This window comes from Paenibacillus urinalis (genome assembly GCF_028747985.1).
Lineage (GTDB): Bacteria > Bacillota > Bacilli > Paenibacillales > Paenibacillaceae > Paenibacillus > Paenibacillus urinalis.
The window spans coordinates 996,238-1,015,605 of the sequence record NZ_CP118108.1 but is presented as its reverse complement, the minus strand read 5'-3'; the positions used below and the strand labels follow the sequence as shown (position 1 = coordinate 1,015,605).

Sequence of the window (19,368 nt, the reverse complement as noted above, 5' to 3'; positions counted from 1 at the left end):
GAAGCTTGTGTCAGATCGGATGCCGGTTCCGGGCCTATATCATTTCATATCCCCGCACTTCCCCACGCTAGTATGATCTAGATCGGGTGTAAAGGGTTAACCGCCATCGTCCATATCATCGACGTATTGGTCTCTCAGCCAGTTAAGGCACCCCTAGTGCTGTATTTCGATTATGCTGTTCCAATCGTAACCCATTATACGCTTTCTCCTGTTTTGTAAAGACTCGATTGTCTACACAAATTGGTAAACATGAATTATGATATTTACAACAAAGGAGGGCTCCACATGCTGGGTATTATTAACTTCGAAGTATTTCTGATCTCGTCCATCCTGCTCAATATTACGCCAGGGCCTGATACGATGTATGTTCTTGGCAGAAGTGTGGCTCAGGGGAAGCGGGCGGGCATTGTTTCGGCGCTTGGCATTACGGCAGGGGGCGTTGTGCATACACTGCTTGCTGCGTTCGGTTTATCCGTGATCTTGATGAGCTCTGCTGTTCTGTTCAATGTCATCAAGGTTGTAGGTGCAATTTATCTAGCGTATCTCGGCATTCGAATGCTGATCGACAAGGCATCGCCTAAGGCTAAGTCTCATGGTGGACCTGTAGATACGCCTTCCGAGTTATCGAATTCCAAAATATTTACACAAGGCCTTTTCACGAATGTAACCAATCCTAAAGTCGCCATGTTTTTTCTCGCATTTATGCCGCAATTTATTGCCCCGGGCAGCGATGCTTCGCCACTGCCTTTTGTAGTGCTTGGTCTTACATATTGCTTGACCGGAGGAATCTGGAGCATCCTGATCGCCGCCTTCTCGTCCACAGCAACGGGTAAACTGAGAAATAACGTCAAGATGAAGACGATCCTTAACAAAGCGACAGGGTTCATATTTATTGCAATGAGTATTACGCTGCTCAGAACCAAAGCTATAGAGTAGCAGATAACAGCCTATCTTCTACCCTTCGGGTTGCAATAAGCCGTATCATACAGTAAACTGTCAGGATACAATGTAGCTTGAAAGGAAGGCTGATACCATGGAGATCCCTTCATTAAATAGAATTAATGAGCTGAGCCGCAAACAGAAGAAAGAAGGCCTGACAGCGGAGGAAATTACCGAACAGAAGGCGCTTCGTGAGGAATATTTGAAGGCGATCCGCGGACAGGTATTGTCCACGATATCCGGACTGACCATCGTAGATCCGAACGGAGATGACGTTACTCCGGAGAAGCTCAAGCTCGAGCAGCAGCAGGATAAATCAAAGCTCAATTAAAGCAAAATAAGGATAGAATCGAATACCTGTACAACGGCGGGTATCTGTCGATTCTATCCTTTTCTTTTATGCAGGATCATCTATGCTATATCGCCAGTATTTCGCGGATTTCTTCCTCACTTAAGGTGGATGATGATTCCTGACCTGGCTGAATCACTTCTTCTATGAGATTTTTCTTACGCTGCTGAAGCTCATACATCTTGTCCTCTACGGTACCGCGGCTCACCAGCCGGATGACCTGAACCACATTCTTCTGTCCCATCCGGTGTGCCCGGCTCGCTGCCTGGTCCTCTACCGCAGGGTTCCACCACAGATCATACAGAATGACGGTATCAGCCCCCGTCAAGTTAAGTCCCGTACCCCCGGCTTTAAGCGATATGAGGAAGAAGTCCCTCTCTCCCTCATTAAATCGCTGACACATTTCAACACGCTCTTGGCCTGGTGTCTGTCCATCCAGATAAAAGAACGGAATACCCTGAGCTCCGAGCTCCCTGCCGATGATGCCCAGCATTTCTGTAAATTGTGAGAAGAGCAGCACCCTTTTGCCCGCGCTCCGGCTTTCTTCGATCAGCTCCATCAATTGCTCGAACTTCGCAGAGCTGCCTTGATAGCCTTCCACAAACAGCCCTGGGTGGCAGCACAGCTGTCTTAGCCGGGTTAGGCCGGCCAGGATCTTGATTCGATTCTTATCGAACTGCTTCTCGCTCAGATGCTTCACGGTCTCAGCCCGCAGCTTGGCCAAGAAGGCAACATAGAGCTTCTTCTGCTCGGTCAGCAGCTCGGAAGTGTGCAAGGATTCGATCTTCTCCGGCAGCTCCGCAAGTACATCTGCCTTGACTCGGCGGAGGAGGAATGGACGAATTCTGCGGGCAATAGCTTCTCTTGATAACTCGTTGAAGGCCTTTCGCCCCTGAAACAGCTCCGGAAATACAACGTCAAAGATGGACCACAGTTCTTCAAGGCTGTTCTCAATGGGTGTCCCGGTAAGTGCAAACCGGTGTCTCGCATTTATTGCTTTTACCGCATGTGCGGTTTGGGTTGCATAATTCTTGAACGCCTGGGCTTCATCCATAATAAAGGTATGGAAATGCCGTTCACTATACATATCCGCATCCATTCGCAGAAGCGGATAAGATGTGATAAGTACATCTACCGCATGATGCTCGCGGATCATTCTCAGCCGATCTGGCTTACTTCCGTCTACGATGACGGTCGTGAGTTCTGGAGCAAACTTCTCTAGCTCATTCTTCCAATTGTAAATAAGTGAGGCAGGCGCAGCGATCATTACAGGCTGCTTATGCTCGCGGATGGCTTGAAGCTCAGACACGATGTAGGTGATGCTCTGCAGCGTTTTGCCTAGCCCCATATCGTCTGCCAGAATGCCTCCAAACCGATAGGAGGCCAGCGTCTTCATCCACAGATATCCCTGCTTCTGATAGTCTCGCAGAATAGGAGCCAGCCGGGCAGGAACAGGGAAATCCATATGTTCAGGATGGGCGAGATTCTCCATGAATTCCTTCAATCTGCTGCCAAACTGTACTTGGTCTCCCAGATCCCGGTCCATCACACGGAGTCCTGCAGCGACCGGAAGCTTCATGATTCCGTCCTCGATCTCTCCCTTGCGAAAGCCCATATCGTTCATGAGCCTCACCATCTCTTGAAAGGCTGGTGCTGATAAGGGCATGAGTGCGCCATTCGACAGCTTATGATATCTTCTTTTGGCTTCCACGCTCTCGATCACGTGCTTAATTTCATTCACCGGTATTCCGTTAATATCAAATTTGAATTCCATCCAATCGGTGCGCTCATCCATGTCCATATGAATCTTCGGAGCAATCGGCTCGGACAGTACTCTGATCTTCACCGCTGAAGTGGCATATACATCAAGTAGCTGCTCAAGCTGAGGCATCGTGTAATACAGAAAATCAAACTCCGCATCCTCATTCTCCAGGTAATATCCAGATTCCGTCTGAGTAAAATCACTCGTTTGCATGAGCCGGATAATTTGTTCCTCTTGCGGCTTATCTCGAATAATGATCTTGTTCTCCGGGAGCCTCGCCTTCTCCTCCAGCGGATTGATCACGACATCTCCGTACTGGAACTCGAGACTCGCCAGCAGCTTGTCCCGAACGCGATCCAGATACAGCCTTGCCTTCATCGGCACTTGAACCATGTGGCTGGACACTTCCTCTGCCAGGTGCACTCGCCCGAGCCGCATCAGACCCGGAACGACCTTCTCCATGTAAGGGCTCATCTGCTTGGCAGGTATCGTGAGCTTGGGAATATGAACACGTGAGAGCTTCTCCTGTAAGCCCGCGATCTGGCTGACGGATTCCTCCGACATTTTATAGAAAATACCGTTCTTTAGCGTCATCCGATATTCCGGCAGGATCAGTACATCGCGAATCCCCATAGCCGTCAGCTCATAGCCTGCATCTGTGTCCGACTTCGTAAATTCAAAATCCAGGGGCAGCAGGCTGCCTGTACAGGATACGCCGCTGAATATCTGCTCCTCCTGCTGCGTATATGCCTCTGGTACATTCTGGAGCAGGGGCGCGATTCGCTCCCATGCCAGCGGAGGAATCAGCAGCAGCCTGTCCTGGTTTCTGCCACGTCCCGGATAGGAGTTTATCGATTCGTGATACATCTCCTCCTGACGCTCCAATTGGATGAGCTCTTTCAACACCGCTTCGTCATGAGGTCTGAAATAATGAGCTTCGGGGTTATAGGTGAAATTCTTCGAGAAGACATACGATCCCCCATGCTGCATCCGGCTAAGAAACTGCTTCATCTGCTGAACGATATACAAGCGCTTCGCTCCAAGCTTCATCTCCAGCCCGATCATCTGCTTATTCAAACCGTATGGAACAGGCCTGATCAAATACTCTATGCGAAGAGGCTCTCTTGTCTCCATAATATATTTGGCTTCCGGACTCACTCGGCTCGTGCTGCTGAAGAGGGCAAGCACATCCTCTATAAGCTGCTCCTCACTCGCTTCTCTGTGAAAGCGCGGGGTTAAACGTCCCTCTGGAACGACGGTCTCGGGATGAAGCAACGAAGGGTAAGACTTCACTTCAATCCGCCCCTCCTGCTGCATCTCGCTGATCTGAAGAAGGACAGCCGCAATATGCTTGCAATAATAATTGTAATTGGTGTAGGCAGGGCAAGTGCACTGCGCTTCCACATCGCCTCCGGCATTCATTTGGATCGAGACATCATATTTATTTCTGCCGCCGCCTTTAACAACCGCCTGAAAATTGCCCGCCGATGCGTCCGATAAAGTAATACCTACCATGCCTGCATTATAGTACTCTTCACCACGTTCATAGAACTTCTTGCCACACAGCAGTTTAATTTTCTTCCGATTCAGCATTGTCGTCATGTCGCTTTGTTACCTTCCTTCTGGCTTTTCACGTTTCAATTCTTGTAACTGCAATGATACCATTAATGAGCGACAGTTTCACTTCATAAGTCTCTTCGTCATTTGATGTACAACAAAAAAAGAAGGCAACAAGCGCCTTCAAGTTAGGTGGTGTATTTAATCATTTTTCGTATATTTCAATGACACAATCTGATTGATGCCTATTTTCTCAGCCCTTTTTACGGGTATTGGCTTGCTTTTATATACTTCAAAGCCTAATTTTTGATACAACTTCATGGCCGGAATATTGGTATCTGCGACTTCTTCAATCAAGTATATTTGATATGGTGTATGCTCAAGAATATACTGTACCAGCTGTGAAGCAATACCTTTACCTCTATATTCAACACTTGTTCCTATAAATTCGATAGAACCTGCGCCTGGCGGGAAATTTATATAAGGAGCTTCAAACTCCTTCTTTAGAAAAACACCGGCAAGACTGCCTTTATATATGCCCAAATGCTTGCGGAGCTCTGTTCTATCCAGCTTGACGGAGTGTGATATTCCGTTTGTACAAGCAGCTATACCGACTACTTTTCCTTCGGATACAGCTACGTAGAATTGATTCAGAATAAACATATGAGCAAATGCTGCTGCAATCTTGTTCTTATCTTTGGAGAAGTACCCTAACCACTGTGAGAACCCATCTGCAAATATTTCGGAGATCTCACCTCTCACATCAAACTGAGCTTGATCTGCTCTAACCACACGAATCGCGATAAAATCACTCCCTTTCCTTGAATAAAAATGCGGTGAGGACAGCGGGTGAAGGCATGATAAAACGACTCTTCAGCAGTACCTTCATCTCAGCCAGACCCTGGACCGACGCATAAAAAAAGACGGACATCTCATATGCATCACCCGAGCGAAACTCTCCAAGCTGCTGCCCTTTACGAATAAGCTCTGCTGTAGAATTAAGCAGTTTGCCATTTACTTGAATGATCTCGTCATATTGAATTGAAGTCGTGCCAGCACCTGCTAGTAACGATTGATTAATAAGAATTAGCAAATTGGCCAGCTCCTCCCCATTGATCAAATCGGTGTAGATTTCGTGGACAAACTGTTCCATTATCTGTCTCGGGGATACATCGGCTTCAAAGGAAACAATATTACGTTTCAAGCCTTCCAAGGCATAGGCTACCAATTCGTTGAATAATTGTTCCTTTGTTTTGTAATGCCGATATAAGAGCCCAATACTAATGCCCGCTGTATCCGCAATCTGTTGAACATTCGTCGAGCCAAACCCTTGGTGAACGAATAACTGCATTGCAGCTAATTGTATTTTAACTCTGGTCGCATTACGCATTTCTTCAAATTGCTCCTTGGTTCGCGGCAAACCGTTACACCCCTAATTTTTTGAGTGAGTTTTCACTCATTATAAAATAATACATTCCGAATCACAATCCTTTATGTGTTTACACTCTCATTTTTGCGCTAACTATGCTAAGGAGTATATCTCCATTTTCTTTATCCTTTTCTTAAAACATGAAAAATACCTCAGGCGATTTTCTATTTTTCCAAACATATAACCCAGGTAAGATTAATACAAGATAAGAAATGAGATTCTAGCATGGATCAGGCTAAGCTTGATTGCAGGCCTATTCAATTGAAGAATCGAAAGGAGACAACATCACTTGAAATCGATCGTACAGCTGCTCCATTTTGGATATCATCAGGCGATGAGCTGTATATTCCCTGTCGCGATCTTCGCAACGCTGGCCATAACCAGTGTGATTGAGATCCCTTTCCTCTACCGGTACGACGCCATTCTATTGATATTGCTCGCTGTGCAATATTTCATGTACCGCAGCGGACTGGAAACGATGGATGAGATCAAGGTCATCTGTGTATTTCACGTCATTGGCTTGGTACTGGAGCTGTATAAGGTATGGATGGGATCGTGGTCATATCCCGAGCCTGGATATACGAAACTCTTCGGAGTTCCACTCTACAGTGGATTTATGTATGCAAGTGTAGCCAGCTTTATGTGTCAAATATGGCGGAGACTGCGAATGGACATGACGGGATGGCCTGGAACACTGTCGTCGATGCTGCTAGGAGGAGCTATATATCTTAATTTCTTCACACATCATTTCATCCCCGATTATCGCTGGTGGCTGACTCTGCTTGTGTTCATTGTGTTCTGGAAGACATGGATCATCTATCGGGTACGATCTAAAACCTACCGAATGCCTTTGACGCTTGCCTTCCTTATTGTGGGCTTCTTCATCTGGACAGCGGAAAATATTGCAACGTTCTTTAATGGATGGAAGTATCCTGATCAGCATGACACCTGGCAGCTGGTGAGCTTCAGCAAGATCAGCTCCTGGTTTCTCCTTGTGATTATCAGCGTCATTATTGTGGCTCAGCTGAAATATGTTAAAGCAAATCGGAACATAAAAAAATCATAAAAAATGGAGCAGGGTCTAATCCTGCTCCGTTAAGTGCTCCAGACCATTTTCAATTGTTGTTTGCCATTGGCCATTGATATTCTCCAATTTATGAATGCCTGTATTGGAAGCCGGGAACTTATTATTTTTATTCGTCCATTCTAAGCCTTTCAAGATATGATATACGATATTAATAACCCCGCCATGAGTTACCACAAGAATGTTCTCCATATGCTCCTTGGATTGTTCTTCGCATAAGGAATTGAAGGTCTCTTGAATTCGCATGTAAAATTCCATTGGGCTCTCACCGCCAGGATACCGTTCATCCATTCTTAAGCTCGAAAAATACAGCCCTGGATATCGTTCGTTGACGATTTCATGAGGCATTCCGGCAATAACTCCATTATTCATTTCTCTCCAATCCCTGCTGCTTTCGACGGACAAATTCAGATCCTTAGCCAGTTCATTCGCCGTATCCAGTGCTCTCTGCAAGTCACTGCTAACGATCCGATGGATTGGATGAGTGCTCTTGTTATCTTTTAAATACCTGCCCAGTTTCTCCGATTGCCTATAGCCTTCAATATTCAGACCCCTTTGGCTCCAGCCCCCTCGATATCCTTCATCATCCGCACCATGCCTTACAAAATAGATTGCCATTGTTCTTCCCCCTAATTTCAACGTGCTTAAGTTAGTCATTCTTTCGAGCAAGCTAAAATTGAACACCAACTATACTAACACATATGGAAGAAATTAACTTATGTTAATGCAATAACCTTAGTTCTTTCTTTGTTAGTAATTTTCCAATTCTGTTTCTTTATCTTGAATGAAAGGATCGATGTCCAATACTGCAGAATCTTCATTATTAAAGAAAATTGAAGGTTTAATGCCATCCTCTTTAATTTGGGGCAAAAACTCATCAATGAACTCGGTTAGATCGATTGCCTAGCTCTTTTCATATGGCCTCCAAACTTTTTACATATAGGAATTTTAACTTTTCCTCATTTCATACGTTTTGTATAGAAAGGAGTGATCAACTTGTTTTTCTTTATATGGTTTTTCCTCATTGGTATTCTGTCACTTGTCATGGGGATTCGAGCCTTAAGAAACCCTGATGCTTGGCCTTTTGATCGATATGTTGATGAAGATGGGGAAACCGATCTGGTTAACATCAAAATAAGAGGGATTTGTCTTCTAGCATTCGGCGCTGTTCTTACTATCTTATCTTTTCAGCAGCTTATATGAGATTGAGATGTGGATTCCTGTCGTGAAGAAGCCCGGCACTTAGTAAAAGAAGAGCAGCAACAGTGACTGTCACTGTGTGCTGCTCTCTATTTTTGTCCCCAACACAACCATCAACTAATTTGCCTGCGAACTCCTTCTAATTGCTGACACAACTGCTCAAAGCTATCGGCTGCCGTTTGATGAGCTGTGTCGATAACGATGCGTTCTCGGTCCCAAACGTCATACTCCCGATGTATGACCTGCTCCCACGCTGGAAGAACGAGGCCCGGAATATCTACTGCACGCGTTTCGACTCGCTGCCTATGTTCATTTTCGTCAGAGCAGACTACTTCAATTTCCACAAAAGGAGCTTTAACCGACTCAGCTGCATTGCGCCAAGCTTCGCGTGTGATTGGGATCGGATTCACTGTATCTGCAATGACGTTGAGACCAAGCCGGAGATTCTGGGAGGCCAACGCATAACACACAATGTAGCCTTCCGGTCCATCAACCTTCGCTCCAGCATCCCGCATAGCCTGCTCTACAACATCCACCCGGAGATACACTGCACGTAACTCACGAGCCAGCATGGAAGACAACGTCGACTTCCCGGTAGCTGGCAAACCGCTAAATATATATAGCAACAAACCCACCTCCTAATAAATGAATCCTTTCTGACAATGAAATGAATGGATATCTCTTATTCAATCATTAAAACATAATTTATCTCCCTCGTCTTTTCTCTCCATGCTCTAATGCAGATGTTTTTCTTTTGCTGCAGCAGACATATGATTCATCCATTGACTACCCCAGCTTCAACAACCGCAGTTCTGCATAAAACCCATGACAGAAGTACATTTATTACGAATTAAGTATTTTATTTAAAATACTACCTTGACTGTCAAAGTACTTTGATGTACTATACAGTTAACGGAGGAGATATATATGAGTAAGAACAAGATTACTTCAGATTTACTTCGCGGACACACAGATACCATGATATTGCGACTATTATCCGAAGCTGACCGTTATGGCTATGAGATCGTCAAGATGATTGCCGAGCGCTCGGAAGGCGAGTATGAATTAAAGGAAGCGACGATGTATTCCAGCGTCCGGCGACTAGAAAATGATGGCGAGATCGAATGGTACTGGGGTGACGAATCTCAGGGTGGAAGACGTAAATATTTCCGAATTACCGAGAAAGGCAAGGCGATCTATGTCCGCAACAAAGACAACTGGGAATACGCCAAGCGAGTACTTGAAAATTTATTATAAGGAGATGTTTGTTATGAACGAGAAGCTGTCGAGTTACTTGAACAGTGTGTTTGCACCCTATGATGGAGTGAAGAGCGTTACCGAATTAAAGAGCGATCTGCTCTTTGATCTGGAGGAGCGGTACCGTGAACTAAAGGCTGAGGGCAAGGATGATGAAACTGCCTTTGCAATGACTATTGACAGCATCGGAGATATTGAACAAACCGTGATCGAGGTGGCTAACCTCTCCCGCTCGCTGGAGCGGCAGGTAGTGACCAACTTAAAGGCGAGCAACCTGCCTCAGAGCGATTTTGCCGGCGTCACCGCCCACAAAGGAAATTTCTCATCAAGCGTTTTGCAAGGATCTGACTTCACGAATGCAGATTTGGCCGGCAGCTCGTTTCATTCTAGCAATGTACGCGATGCGATATTTGACGGAGCAAACCTTACAGACTGTAACTTTTCCACACTTGATCTTGCGAATGGCCGCTTCCATAAATCGATCCTTGTACGTACCAACTTCAGCAAGTCGTGGCTGGCCGGTGCCAAATTCTTAAATACAAGACTGATGGACGTCAATCTGAGTATGGCCTACCTTAGAGAAACTGCTTTCCAAAATTGTATCTTCGACGGAGCGGACTTCAGTAAATCGGATCTGGGAGGCATGTGCTTTGACGGGCAAACGTTTATCGGCGTTAAATTTGACAAAGCGGGGCTGCACGAGGTCTCGTTCAAGGGCGCTACACTGAGGAATGTGTCATTCCAAGGGTTCCCGCTGTCCAAGAAATATTACCGAGCCATCAAAACGATCAATTTCGAAGGTGCAGTCATGGATAAACTGACTTACGCATCGCTTAAAGGCCTAGAAGCTGATTTGTCCAAAGTGACAGTTCGATAAGGAGGGGGAAAAAGTATGAGCAACCTATCTATTAAGGTTACAGGTCTTCAAAAGTCCTACAAGCAGCATCAAGTCCTAAAGGGGGTCGATTTTGAGGTTGAAAAGGGCAGCATCTTTGCCCTGCTCGGCTCCAACGGGGCTGGTAAAACAACAACGGTCAGAATTCTTACAACACTGCTCAAGCAAGACAGCGGAACCGCGAACGTGAATGGATTCGATGTAGCTGCTGATCCTAATAAGGTACGCCAGTCGATCAGTCTAACCGGACAATTTGCCGCCGTGGATGAAATTTTGACCGGACGAGAAAATCTCATTATGATCGCCAAGCTGCGATATCTCAAAAATCCACGCCAGGTAGCTGCTGAGCTGCTGACACGTTTTGGCCTGACCGATGCAGCCGACCGCAGGGTGTCTACGTATTCCGGTGGAATGCGGCGCAGACTGGACATCGCCCTGAGCCTTGTGGGAAATCCAGAGGTTATCTTCCTCGATGAACCAACCACCGGACTTGATCCTGAGGCGCGCATCGAAGTGTGGAAGACTGTAAAAGAATTGGCTGACGGAGGCAAGACGGTGCTGCTCACCACGCAGTATTTGGAGGAGGCAGAACAGCTTGCCGACCGAATTGCCATATTGCACGAGGGCCGAATTATCGCGAGCGGTACGCTTGCCGAGCTTAAACAGCTGTTCCCATCTGCAAAGGTGGAGTATGTCGAGAAACAGCCTTCACTCGAGGAAATCTTCCTCGCCATCGTCGGAACTAAGGGGGAAAAGTAAAATGGAAATGACAAAAAAGCACTTTTTCAGCGATATGGGTGTTATGCTTGGCCGTTCCATGCGGCATATTTTCCGCAGTATGGACACCATCATCACCGTCTGCATCACACCTATTGCCATGATGCTGTTGTTCGTTTATGTATTTGGCGGTGCAATCCAAACGGATACCGATAACTATGTCAACTATCTGCTGCCCGGCATCCTGCTGATTGCGATCGCCAGCGGTATATCTTATACGGCTTACCGTCTGTTTTTGGATAAGCAGCGAGGCATTATTGAGCGGTTCAACACGATGCCCATCTCCCGTTCTGCCTTACTCTGGGGGCATGTTCTAACCTCGGTCGTATCCAATGTTCTATCTGTTATCGTCATCATTATTGTAGCGCTTATTATGGGCTTTCGCTCGCAGGCGGGCATACTCCCTTGGCTTGCAGTTGCCGGAATACTCATCTTGTTCACGCTGGCTCTAACCTGGGTCGCGGTAATTGCCGGACTTTCCGCAAATTCAGTCGAAGGCGCAAGTGCCTTCTCCTATCCACTGATCTTCCTGCCATTTATTAGCTCGGCGTTTGTTCCCACCGATACGATGCCGACGGTCGTTCGCGCCTTCGCCGAGAACCAACCGGTGACTTCGATCGTTGAAACCATCCGTGCGTTATTGTCCGGTACTCCCGTAGGCAACGATATCTGGGTCGCTCTTGCATGGTGTGTCGGGATTACCATCGTCTCCTACTTCTTTGCCATGCGGGTATACAAGAATCGGGTATAATTAGGGTTTCTTTTGAAAAAATGGAGCAACTGCCAACCCGGCAAGCTGCTCCTTCTTTATTTTGAAAATATGACAGTCATCGAACCATGTGCATCCTATATTATGTCAGTCACCATAACGTAAAGTAAATACTAGTGCCCACTCTGTCTCGCCTAAGGATTCCTGTGTCAGATCCATCATATATATTTCATTGGTGCTTGTCGCTTGCATTGCGAATACATAGATTGGCTGATCGAAAGAATACGATTGTGGTTCTGTATGATCCACCAGCCCCTTTGTAGCCAATTCGGTATCCAACTCAAAATTGAAGGTAGATAGACTCGATCCCGAGTTGCTAGCATTGTTCACTTTAATAATAGCCGTTTCTTTATCCTTCTCTATTCGCAAGGATTCAATTGAAATTATGATCTCTGTTTCTTTAATACTCTGTCCATCCAGACTGGAAAACAAATGCCCGACTGAACCTACCGTCTCCACCCTCTGCCCTTTCTCCCAGAGATCTATATCTAAGCGAGCATTTGGACTTTCTCCCCCTTACTCTAATTTAAATGCACCAGACATCATGCCAAGGAAAGGTCTTAGCTTGCTCACTTCTCCTTGGGACAGATCAACCGGAGTCAGATGTATGCTTGTAGTGTTCGGAATCTCGGGTAAAGGCTCATTCTTCTCGCTTGTACACCCTGTCAGAACGACTATGCAGATCAGAATCCACCATCGAAACTGCAAATGCTCACCTTCTTCTTTTTTATTCATCGCCTATATGTATATAATTCGATTATAAAGGGTCCATTGCCCATAAGATTCCAATTTTATCATTATCTAAAGCGATAACACCCGTATCTATTGTATTCCATTGAGATTTGCTTATGGTTGCCCAAGAGTAGAGCTTAAGAAGATCACCGTTCGAATCAAAATGTCCATTTGTATAAAACATCACTTCTGGCTGAAATTGATCTACAAAATAGGCACTTAACTCCTCAGCCCATGACTTACTCGGTAAATCTATATCGTGAGTCATATTTGTGGAAATAGCATAAGTCAGAATTTTTGCTGCATAAGCCTTCTCGATATGCCTGAATTGCCATACATTCTCCGCATTATGTCCCATCTGCTCTAAGAACGATTCCAGTATACGATCTTTTTCCAGTTTACTTCTTAGTTCATAACCGTATGTGACTTTGCCTCCATCTCTTTTTGCTAATAGACGACAGAATTCCTCTTCACTTTGTATCATTTTGGGCTGGTCCTCTCAATCTGTACAATGTATTAACATAGCTTCTCGCTCTTTCCGAACTTTTGTAGCTTCAGTGCCCAACACGATGCGCTTCAATATCAATGATTTGATACACCGAGATGACTATAAAAAATAGAGACATGATGACAATGGAGATACCCACCCAGCGAAGAAGCACCGAATGTTCGTCCTCTTTGTTTGATTTCACAATAAGAAACACCCCTACTGCCAGCAGTAGTAGAACGACAACAAATATCAAGTAACTTCCCCTCCTGGTGCGACACTGCTCATTGGCGTAAGCTAGCCGTAAGCGCACAATTTCATCATTGCACCGTCAAACATGATTTCCAAAGTCACCGTTATGTGCTTAATGCTGCGCTTCTCTATACCAAGCAAGCGCAAGCTGCTCCATTTCTGTCACAAAAGCTTTTTTGGCTGGGCTGTATTCACTTGTGTGCTCATAGCGCTGAGCCAGTTCCTCTTTAAATCTGCCGTACCTTTCTGCTTCCTGAGGATGGCTTCTCAAATAGTCTCTGAACACGAGATGCCGCTGAATATGCGGATTGCCTGCTTGATAAAAATGAATATGATGAGTTCTGTTCTCTCCGCCCTTGCGAAACAGTCTTCTTCCCGGAATTCCCCAATCCCCGGCAACATCATACCCCAGTGAATGCATGGTAGCATTGAAGCGGTCAACTCGATCAATCTGATTCACGATACAGATCATATCAATTACAGGCTTGGCCATTAAACCGGGAACTGAGGTGCTTCCAAAATGCTCAATGTTTACAATCTCACCGCCAAACAGATTCATCAGAAAATCGGCCTCTTCTTGAAACCGCCTGACCCATACCTCGTCGTAATCACTCAGTCTCACTTTCATAACGTTCCTCCTTCTCATTATCTATACTAGTTTTATTGTATTGATATAAGTAAAATGCAGCATCAATGCAGAATAGTAATGTCTATTGTCTATTGTCAATTATCAATGATGAAGAAGGCAAATGCCTTCTTCTTTATAGAACATGAGTTGTATGATATTTTAAGACTAATCATTGGATCCGTTTGATCTTATAGGTCCACTGCCAAACAGTAAAAATATTATTGCCCAACAAAATGAACAAGACCAGTGTAATCATTAAAGCCATAATATCCAGATCTAATGCATACTCTAATCTATGAATGAACCTTAATTTTGGTATAGGTAAATCTAGTAAAGGTTTGCATATTGAGATAGATTTGCAGAAACTAGCCTGTTATTGATAGACTGTCTATATCTGAGAAGGGAGTAATGAATATTGAATATTAAAAGCATTATACAGCATCTGATTGGAGCGCTTATCTTTTTCATTTTGTTCGTTATAGGCATGATCTTTTCGGAAAAATCGACGTTATTCATTGCTTTAGGAATTTTAGGATTGGCGTTTTTTTCTTTCTTCTTATTTAGAATCTTAATAAATCTAACAAACAGCAACAAGTGAGAGGGCCTCACCCCTAACATTAATTTACATATTAATGGTCGTTAGTTTACCCTCCTTTGGAACCCTCTTATTTATGCCTTCTTCTCTTCAAAAAGATCATCGCTCCTACCGCCAATATAACAACCAGTACACCGCCGATAAACATCTCCATGTCATAGTCTTTGTTCGATATTCGACTCATCTCATCTGCAAGATTAACTTCATTTCCTGCCTTTCTCCCCTGGCCTAAAAATTCCAAATCCTGCTCAACTTGCGATATTTCTGCTGTACGGCTGCATAGGCTTGTGTAGAGATTATCGCTATTCTCAACTCTGTAGCTGTACACAAGATAGGTGCTTCCTGCCTCAAAATTAATGCCGCACGAATTCTCCTCACCCTCATCGTATACAATGATTTGTGATTCATTAACGCCCTTCCATGTCTCTTCAATATTCATCAGATTCGCATCCCTGAATTCTATCGGTCCTCTGACGCCTTCCTGAATACGTTCCTGCTTGATCTCAAGTACTTTACCTGTGTAAACTGCTTCTGCATGCTCATAAGCTTCATTTGGTTCGAGGTTTGCACAACTGCAGGCGAAAGCCTTGTCTGCATGGAAAACTCCATGCATATTTATTAATAACACAGCGGCAATTATAGCAATTATATATTTTTTCACTCTATCAACCCCATCTATTGAATAATATCCCATCTTCGTTATATAGACGGTTATCAGATATGAAAGGTTTCGTTCCATTCCTGTTATAATCCGCTCTTTTGCATTAAAAAAAGAGGAACCGGCATACTGCCGATCCCTCAATTCTATTTGGGTATTTTTGCATCATTAGTTCTAGCTAATCATTGCAAGCTTCTTATTTAATAACAACATAGTCCAAATTCACAAGCTTCGCATAGGTTATGATCTGATCGGTGGTGAGGTTCAAGGATACAACGGTATGGTGACCGCCGCCGTTCTCAATCCACGCTTTGACGCCATCCTGGAAGTTCGGCTTCACATTCCACAACACACGGGCAACAGGAAGCTTAGGCGCAGGCGTTGTTGGCTCGAACAAAGATACTTCGTTAATGAGCAGCTTGTAATGTGTGCCGAAGTCAGCCATCGATACGACAACCCCTTCTCCTGCCTTGCCATCGAACACAAGACGTGCTGGATCTTCGCGATCGCCGATACCCAGTGGAGAAACGACAACTTTAGGCTTGTTAACCGCCAGTGTTGGATCTACCTCAAGCATGTGGGATTGAAGAATGGATTCCTGACCTGCCGCGAGCTCATAAGTGTAATCTTCCATAAAGCCGGTTGACTCGTTATGGCTCATGACTTTGAGCAGACGATCCAGGGCAGCTGTCTTCCAGTCGCCTTCACCCGCAAAGCCGTAGCCTTGGGCCATCAGGCGCTGTACTGCAAGACCTGGAAGCTGCTTCATGCCATGCAGATCCTCGAAGTTCGAAGTAAAGGCATTGTATCCCCCTTGATCGAGGAAACGCTTAAGGGCAATCTCATAGCTGGCTTGGACTTTGACACTGGCTTCCCAATCTTCCTTGCTGTAAGTACCATAGTCAAATTCGTACAGCTCCGCATATTCACTAAACAAATCATTGATTTCTTCTTCAGTTACCTCATTGACCACTTGCACAAGGTCGCCGATGCCAAAGTAGTCCACTGTCCATCCAAATTGGATTTGAGCCTCTACCTTATCCCCTTCCGTAACACCAACGTTACGCATGTTATCGCCAAAGCGGGCTACTCTGATGTTGAAGCTCTCGTTATAAGCAACAGCGACGTCCATCCAATCTGCAATTTGCTGCTGCACTTCAGGACGCTCCCAGTAGCCAACTACAATTTTATTTTGTTTGTTCAGCCGTGCATTGATAAATCCATACTCGCGGTCACCATGGGCTGCCTGGTTTAAGTTCATGAAGTCCATGTCAATAGTTGCCCAAGGGATGCTCTCGTTATATTGTGTAGCCAGGTGAAGCAAAGGCTTTTGCAGCAGCTTCGTTCCACGAATCCACATTTTTGCAGGTGAGAACGTATGCATCCAGGTAATTACGCCGGCAACCTCGTCACGATAGTTGACTTCCTTCATAATGCTTGTAATTTTGTCTGCACTGACTGCGAGATCCTGCAGTACAAGCGGATAAGGCAATACTCCGCTGTTATTGAGCGCATCTGTCATTTCCTGTGCATGTGCCTTCACTTCGGATAGAGCTTCTTCTCCATACAAGTGCTGTGAACCTACGACAAACCAAAATTGTTTTGCTGCTGCTGACATATGTTCATCCTCTTTTCTATAAGTTGTATTTTATAATATTGGGCTCTGCCCCCTGCTTTACTTCTGTCCGTAATAAGCGTCTTTACCGTGCTTGCGCAAATAGTGCTTGTCAAGAATACGCTGTGGCAGCTCTGGAGCGAAGCGGTTTAATTCTCTCGCAAATAGATTCATCTTCGATACTTCCTCCAGCACGACACTGTTCATCACCGCGGACTTGGCATCCTTGCCCCAAGTAAAAGGTCCATGTCCCTGGAGCAATACACCCGGGATCGACATGATATCAATACCACGCTGCTCGAAGGTCTCGATAATGACACGACCTGTCTCCGCCTCGTAACCACGATCCACTTCCTCCTGGGTCAAGAAACGTGCACATGGAATGGATCCGTAGAATGTATCCGCATGCGTTGTTCCCATCACAGGTACATCAAGTCCAGCCTGAGCCCAGACCGTTGCCCACATGGAATGCGTGTGTACGATGCCGCCGATCTCTGCATAGTGCTTGTATAGCACGGCATGTGTCGGTGTATCAGAAGAAGGTCTCAGTTCTCCCTCAACCACATTGCCATCCAGATCCACAACGACCATATCGCTGGCCTTCATCGTCTCATAGCTGACACCGCTCGGTTTGATGACGAATAATCCGCTCTCCCGATCGATAGCACTAACATTACCCCATGTATATTTAATAAGTCCTTGTTTCGGCAAATCTAGATTTGCCTGGAACACTTCTTCTTTCAGTTGTTCTAACACCTTGGTCCCTCCTATTTCACACTAAATTGTCCACAGCGGCCTGCTCAATGACAAGCCCCTTCTTGTATCGCTCGATAAAGACCTCAAAGCCCTTCACATCCGCTGCATCCGGATGAATCTCTTCTTCTTCCACATCGCTGAATACTTTCTTATCAAGGAAATCTTCCAGGCTCTCTTCGCCGTTCTTGTTTAGGAGATATGAAGCGAGAACTGCCATCCCCCAAGCTCCGCCTTCTCCGGCCGTCGATGTAACCGACACAGGCACGTTAAGTGCGGCTGCCATCATTTTCTGGCCGACGACCGGCGTCTTGAACAGTCCGCCATGAGCCAGGATGCTGTCGATCGCGACATTCTCTTCCTTCGTCAAGATGTCCATCCCGATTTTTAGAGCGCCAAATGCAGTGAACAGGTGAACTCTCATGAAGTTCGCGAGATTAAATTTGCTCTCCGGGGAACGGACGAACAGCGGGCGACCCTCTTCAAGACCTGTAATATTTTCACCGGAATAATAGCCGTAGCTCAGCAATCCGCCGCCGTCAGGATCCGCTTCCAGTGCTTTGTTCAGCAGTACGCTGTACAGCTTCTCTGTATCCACCTTTTGCCCGGCTGCTTCAGAGAACTCACGGAACAATCCGAGCCATGCGTTGAGATCACTTGAGCAGTTGTTCGCATGAACCATACCCACTGGACTGCCGTTTGGCGTCGTAACCATATCGATCTCCGGGTAAACCTTGGACAGATCCTTCTCCAGGACGATCATGGCAAAAACAGATGTGCCCACCGAGACATTCCCCGTGCGCTTTCTTACACTGTTCGTCGCGACCATCCCTGTTCCCGCGTCGCCTTCCGGCGGACATAGAGCTATGCCTGGCTGTAAATCTAGTGATGGGTCCAATATCTTGGCACCCGCTTCGGACAGCACACCTGCTGCTTCGCCTGCAGAATACACCTTAGGCAGCAGGTCGCTCACTTTCCACGGATAGCCTTTATCTGCAACCAGCTCATTAAACTGCTGGATCATGGATTCGTTATAATTTTGCGTAGATTCATCGATGGGGAACATGCCTGACGCATCACCGATGCCAAGCGCCTTGTTTCCCGTGAGCAGCCAGTGTATATATCCGGCCAATGTCGTTACGAATCGAATCTGAGGTACATGCTCTTCCTCATTTAATATCGCTTGATAGAGGTGAGCAATGCTCCAGCGTTCAGGAATGTTGAACTGGAATTGTTCCGTCAATGCTCTCGCCGCCGCACCTGTTGTTGCATTGCGCCAGGTCCGGAACGGGACTAGCAGTTTATCTGAATCGTCAAAAGCCATATATCCGTGCATCATCGCAGAGAATCCGATCGAACCGACCGTTTGGAGAGTGATTCCGTAATTCCGTTCAACCTCCTGCTTCATCTCGCGGTAAGCCTCTTGCAGACCTGTAATAATGTCATCCAGGCTGTACGTCCAAAAACCATCCTTCAGCTGATTCTCCCACTCGTAGCTTCCAGAAGCGATCGTTTGAAACCGCCCATCAATAAGAACGGCTTTGATCCGTGTGGATCCAAACTCAATACCAAGCGACGTTTCTCCCTTAGCAATCGCTTGTTCGATGCTTACTTGACTCGACATTACCTT

At 45.8% G+C, this 19,368-nt stretch carries 21 protein-coding genes and 1 riboswitch; of the genes, 7 read left to right on the top strand and 14 right to left on the bottom strand.

What is annotated here, in order from left to right:
• Positions 1-42: 42 nt before the first annotated feature.
• Positions 43-165, bottom strand: a riboswitch (TPP riboswitch).
• 120 nt (positions 166-285) lie between these two features.
• Together PUW25_RS04515 and PUW25_RS04510 are read left to right on the top strand one after the other, a co-directional pair.
• On the top strand, positions 286-936 hold the full coding sequence (locus PUW25_RS04515; RefSeq protein ID WP_047913390.1) for a LysE family translocator: 651 nt from the start codon (positions 286-288) through the stop codon (positions 934-936).
• A gap of 97 nt (positions 937-1,033) precedes the next feature.
• Positions 1,034-1,270: a DUF896 domain-containing protein gene (locus PUW25_RS04510; protein WP_047913389.1), complete on the top strand. Its 237-nt coding sequence runs from the start codon at positions 1,034-1,036 to the stop codon at positions 1,268-1,270.
• 85 nt (positions 1,271-1,355) lie between these two features.
• Here PUW25_RS04510 and PUW25_RS04505 read toward each other — a convergent pair whose 3' ends face one another.
• The 3 genes from PUW25_RS04505 to PUW25_RS04495 form a co-directional block, all read right to left on the bottom strand.
• Positions 1,356-4,652 (bottom strand): DEAD/DEAH box helicase, encoded by a 3,297-nt coding sequence (locus tag PUW25_RS04505; protein WP_274338165.1) that lies wholly within the window; start codon positions 4,650-4,652, stop codon positions 1,356-1,358.
• 156 nt (positions 4,653-4,808) lie between these two features.
• Positions 4,809-5,405, bottom strand: coding sequence for a GNAT family N-acetyltransferase (locus tag PUW25_RS04500; protein WP_047913388.1), 597 nt, complete (start codon positions 5,403-5,405; stop codon positions 4,809-4,811).
• Positions 5,406-5,415: 10 nt separating this feature from the next.
• Complete coding sequence (locus PUW25_RS04495; protein ID WP_047913387.1) at positions 5,416-6,027, bottom strand: TetR/AcrR family transcriptional regulator; 612 nt, start codon at positions 6,025-6,027, stop codon at positions 5,416-5,418.
• Positions 6,028-6,325: 298 nt separating this feature from the next.
• On the opposite strand from PUW25_RS04495, the gene PUW25_RS04490 reads away from it, so the two are divergent.
• Positions 6,326-7,102: a DUF817 domain-containing protein gene (locus PUW25_RS04490; RefSeq protein ID WP_047913386.1), complete on the top strand. Its 777-nt coding sequence runs from the start codon at positions 6,326-6,328 to the stop codon at positions 7,100-7,102.
• Between the two features lie 15 nt (positions 7,103-7,117).
• Here PUW25_RS04490 and PUW25_RS04485 read toward each other — a convergent pair whose 3' ends face one another.
• Positions 7,118-7,738 (bottom strand): histidine phosphatase family protein, encoded by a 621-nt coding sequence (locus PUW25_RS04485; protein ID WP_047913385.1) that lies wholly within the window; start codon positions 7,736-7,738, stop codon positions 7,118-7,120.
• A 695-nt stretch (positions 7,739-8,433) separates the two neighbouring features.
• Positions 8,434-8,946, bottom strand: coding sequence for a P-loop nucleotide/nucleoside kinase family protein (locus PUW25_RS04480; RefSeq protein ID WP_274338164.1), 513 nt, complete (start codon positions 8,944-8,946; stop codon positions 8,434-8,436).
• 301 nt (positions 8,947-9,247) lie between these two features.
• Between PUW25_RS04480 and PUW25_RS04475 the strand changes: the two genes are divergently transcribed.
• From PUW25_RS04475 to PUW25_RS04460, 4 genes are read left to right on the top strand one after another with little or no spacing between them, the layout of a single operon-like run.
• Positions 9,248-9,577, top strand: a complete 330-nt coding sequence (locus PUW25_RS04475) for a PadR family transcriptional regulator (RefSeq protein ID WP_274338163.1) — start codon at positions 9,248-9,250, stop codon at positions 9,575-9,577.
• 13 nt (positions 9,578-9,590) lie between these two features.
• On the top strand, positions 9,591-10,454 hold the full coding sequence (locus PUW25_RS04470; RefSeq protein ID WP_274338162.1) for a pentapeptide repeat-containing protein: 864 nt from the start codon (positions 9,591-9,593) through the stop codon (positions 10,452-10,454).
• A 15-nt stretch (positions 10,455-10,469) separates the two neighbouring features.
• Complete coding sequence (locus PUW25_RS04465) at positions 10,470-11,231, top strand: ABC transporter ATP-binding protein (RefSeq protein WP_205054026.1); 762 nt, start codon at positions 10,470-10,472, stop codon at positions 11,229-11,231.
• 1 nt (position 11,232) lies between these two features.
• Entirely contained in the window at positions 11,233-12,000 is a 768-nt protein-coding gene (locus tag PUW25_RS04460; protein ID WP_205054027.1) for an ABC transporter permease, read from the top strand.
• A gap of 105 nt (positions 12,001-12,105) precedes the next feature.
• On the opposite strand, the gene PUW25_RS04455 is transcribed toward PUW25_RS04460, so the two are convergent.
• The 9 genes from PUW25_RS04455 to PUW25_RS04415 form a co-directional block, all read right to left on the bottom strand.
• Entirely contained in the window at positions 12,106-12,477 is a 372-nt protein-coding gene (locus tag PUW25_RS04455) for a hypothetical protein (RefSeq protein ID WP_205054028.1), read from the bottom strand.
• Between the two features lie 57 nt (positions 12,478-12,534).
• Positions 12,535-12,726 carry a hypothetical protein gene (locus PUW25_RS04450; protein ID WP_205054029.1) on the bottom strand — a complete coding sequence of 64 codons (192 nt, stop codon included), beginning with the start codon at positions 12,724-12,726 and terminating at the stop codon, positions 12,535-12,537.
• 49 nt (positions 12,727-12,775) lie between these two features.
• Positions 12,776-13,234 (bottom strand): hypothetical protein, encoded by a 459-nt coding sequence (locus PUW25_RS04445; RefSeq protein ID WP_205054030.1) that lies wholly within the window; start codon positions 13,232-13,234, stop codon positions 12,776-12,778.
• Positions 13,235-13,304: 70 nt separating this feature from the next.
• Positions 13,305-13,493 carry a hypothetical protein gene (locus PUW25_RS04440; RefSeq protein WP_205054031.1) on the bottom strand — a complete coding sequence of 63 codons (189 nt, stop codon included), beginning with the start codon at positions 13,491-13,493 and terminating at the stop codon, positions 13,305-13,307.
• Positions 13,494-13,601: 108 nt separating this feature from the next.
• Positions 13,602-14,117 carry a GrpB family protein gene (locus PUW25_RS04435; RefSeq protein ID WP_205054032.1) on the bottom strand — a complete coding sequence of 172 codons (516 nt, stop codon included), beginning with the start codon at positions 14,115-14,117 and terminating at the stop codon, positions 13,602-13,604.
• Between the two features lie 665 nt (positions 14,118-14,782).
• Positions 14,783-15,373, bottom strand: coding sequence for a hypothetical protein (locus tag PUW25_RS04430; protein WP_274338161.1), 591 nt, complete (start codon positions 15,371-15,373; stop codon positions 14,783-14,785).
• Positions 15,374-15,566: 193 nt separating this feature from the next.
• Positions 15,567-16,988, bottom strand: a complete 1,422-nt coding sequence (gene araA / locus PUW25_RS04425) for an L-arabinose isomerase (RefSeq protein ID WP_090726354.1) — start codon at positions 16,986-16,988, stop codon at positions 15,567-15,569.
• Between the two features lie 57 nt (positions 16,989-17,045).
• Positions 17,046-17,741, bottom strand: coding sequence for an L-ribulose-5-phosphate 4-epimerase (locus PUW25_RS04420; RefSeq protein WP_047913373.1), 696 nt, complete (start codon positions 17,739-17,741; stop codon positions 17,046-17,048).
• A gap of 16 nt (positions 17,742-17,757) precedes the next feature.
• Complete coding sequence (locus PUW25_RS04415; protein ID WP_205054034.1) at positions 17,758-19,362, bottom strand: xylulokinase; 1,605 nt, start codon at positions 19,360-19,362, stop codon at positions 17,758-17,760.
• Positions 19,363-19,368 lie beyond the last annotated feature (6 nt).

Coding starts and splice junctions, on each gene's coding strand:
- araA (WP_090726354.1), bottom strand. CDS start 16,988: ATGTCAGCAGCAGCAAAACAATTTTGGTTTGTCGTAGGTTCACAGCAC.
- PUW25_RS04435 (WP_205054032.1), bottom strand. CDS start 14,117: ATGAAAGTGAGACTGAGTGATTACGACGAGGTATGGGTCAGGCGGTTT.
- PUW25_RS04445 (WP_205054030.1), bottom strand. CDS start 13,234: ATGATACAAAGTGAAGAGGAATTCTGTCGTCTATTAGCAAAAAGAGAT.
- PUW25_RS04515 (WP_047913390.1), top strand. CDS start 286: ATGCTGGGTATTATTAACTTCGAAGTATTTCTGATCTCGTCCATCCTG.
- PUW25_RS04460 (WP_205054027.1), top strand. CDS start 11,233: ATGGAAATGACAAAAAAGCACTTTTTCAGCGATATGGGTGTTATGCTT.
- PUW25_RS04505 (WP_274338165.1), bottom strand. CDS start 4,652: ATGACGACAATGCTGAATCGGAAGAAAATTAAACTGCTGTGTGGCAAG.
- PUW25_RS04510 (WP_047913389.1), top strand. CDS start 1,034: ATGGAGATCCCTTCATTAAATAGAATTAATGAGCTGAGCCGCAAACAG.
- PUW25_RS04475 (WP_274338163.1), top strand. CDS start 9,248: ATGAGTAAGAACAAGATTACTTCAGATTTACTTCGCGGACACACAGAT.
- PUW25_RS04415 (WP_205054034.1), bottom strand. CDS start 19,362: ATGTCGAGTCAAGTAAGCATCGAACAAGCGATTGCTAAGGGAGAAACG.
- PUW25_RS04470 (WP_274338162.1), top strand. CDS start 9,591: ATGAACGAGAAGCTGTCGAGTTACTTGAACAGTGTGTTTGCACCCTAT.
- PUW25_RS04485 (WP_047913385.1), bottom strand. CDS start 7,738: ATGGCAATCTATTTTGTAAGGCATGGTGCGGATGATGAAGGATATCGA.
- PUW25_RS04465 (WP_205054026.1), top strand. CDS start 10,470: ATGAGCAACCTATCTATTAAGGTTACAGGTCTTCAAAAGTCCTACAAG.